At 70.5% G+C, this 1,672-nt stretch carries 2 protein-coding genes; both read left to right on the top strand.

The annotated features are described in order from the left end of the window. The first annotated feature begins 211 nt into the window (after nt 1-211). Nucleotides 212-667 carry a hypothetical protein gene (locus HCJ93_RS28990; RefSeq protein ID WP_167998797.1) on the top strand — a complete coding sequence of 152 codons (456 nt, stop codon included), beginning with the start codon at nt 212-214 and terminating at the stop codon, nt 665-667. Nucleotides 668-729: 62 nt separating this feature from the next. Then, the gene (locus tag HCJ93_RS28985) at nt 730-1,569 is read left to right on the top strand and encodes a transposase family protein (protein WP_167998796.1); all 840 of its coding nucleotides are present in this window, start codon (nt 730-732) and stop codon (nt 1,567-1,569) included. Nucleotides 1,570-1,672 lie beyond the last annotated feature (103 nt).

The following is a 1,672-nucleotide window of genomic DNA, read 5'->3' as shown; positions in this document are numbered from 1 at the left end:
GAGCACTGTGCATCGTGAAACGTGCAGGTGAGGTGGGCTGGTGTGCGGGCGAGTTGCCGTGCTCGCGCTGGTCGGCGGCGGGTGTCCATGGTGAAGATCGTCTGCCCTGTCGGCTGAGGCGGTTCTCGGGTTCCGCTGCGCTCGTCCCGGGACCGCTCCTACGATCCGTGACCGGGGCGGTACGCGGTGAGATCGCGGGAGGGTGCAGGGTATGGGAGACCTGGAGCGGATCATCGCTCGCCGGAGTGAACTGGACACACTCGCCGAGGAGTTGGCCAAGCAGCTTCAGGAGGTCCAGGCCGAGCGGGAGGAACTGCTGGTCGCCGAGCGGGTCCTGAACCGGCTGGCCGAACAGGACCGGGCCGAAGCGGAAGCCGCCGTGGTCGCCTCCCCGGCGCCCGCCCGGGTGGCGGGGCGAGCGGTCCTGCTGATCCCGCACCGCGGCGAGGGCCTTGACCAGGCCGCGCTGCCCGGCGATTACCGCAAGATCCTGGCGATCGTGCGGGCCGCGGACGGCCCGGTGCAGGTCCGGGCGGTGGGCGAGGAGCTGGGACTTGAGGTGGCGGTGCGCGGGAAGCTGGAGCCGCTGCGGGCGAAGATGACCAAGCTCGCCGATCGTGGCTGGCTGCACAAACGACCCGACGGACGGTTCACCGCACGCCGGTAGCCACACCGGGACGGGACATCGGGGCGTAACCAGCGGGCCCCCGACGGCAGTTGACGTGTTTTGTGAAGAACAACACCAGCCCCGCCGAGGGCCCTGACGGCCTTGTCTACACCGCCCGCCTGCCGCTGTCGAGCGCCACCCTGAACTACCTCGCCACGGTGATACGCGGCCACTTGAAGAAGATCGGCTCGCGGTGGCGGGCCCTGCCCGCGGGGAAGATCGCCGGCATCGTGCTGGCGGTACTGCGCTGTGACCAGCGGCCCGGCGATCTCGCCGGCGGAAACGGGATACACCGCACCACCGTCACCCGGTGGGTGCGCGAGGTCGTCGGCCTGCTGGCCGCCCGCGCCCCCAGACTGGACCGCGCGCTGAAGAAGATCGCCCGAAAGGGTGGCGGGGTGGTGCTGCTGGACGGCTCCCTGATACGGACCCGGCGGCGCACCGGGGCCGAGAACCGGAAGAACTATTCCGGCAAGCACAAATGCCACGGTCTGCTGGTGATCGCGCTCACCGACGACCGGGGCCGACTGCTGTGGGTCTCCGCGGCCCGGCCCGGACGGTCCTCGGAGATCACCGCCTGCCGACACGACAAGCTCACCGCCCACCTGCGGGCGGCCGGCCTCGGGGCCATCGCCGACCTGGGCTTCGTCGGTCTCGACGACAGCGGCCCGGACGCCGACCCGGCGGTGATCACCGGCTACAAAGCCGCCCGGAACCGGCCCCTGACCCGTGGCCAGAAGCTGTCCAACAAGGCACTGGCCGCAGTGCGCGCCCCGGTCGAGCACGGCTTCGCGCACCTGAAGAACTGGCGCGTGCTGGGCAAGGTCCGCACGGATCCGAGGTGGGCGACCGCGCTGGTGCGGGCCCTGCTGGTCCTCACGAACAGGGAAGTCGCCCGCTGATGACCGACGATCTTGTCGCTGGACTATCGCCCCGGACCTGGCCGAGCGTCCCGACACCTACGCACACCAGCCCACCTGACGTGCAGTTTTCACGATGCACACT

Origin of the sequence: Streptomyces composti (assembly GCF_012034205.1) — a bacterium.
GTDB classification, from domain to species: Bacteria; Actinomycetota; Actinomycetes; order Streptomycetales; family Streptomycetaceae; genus Streptomyces; species Streptomyces composti.
Note: the sequence above shows the minus strand (reverse complement) of the source record. Positions and strands in the feature narration are given on the sequence as shown.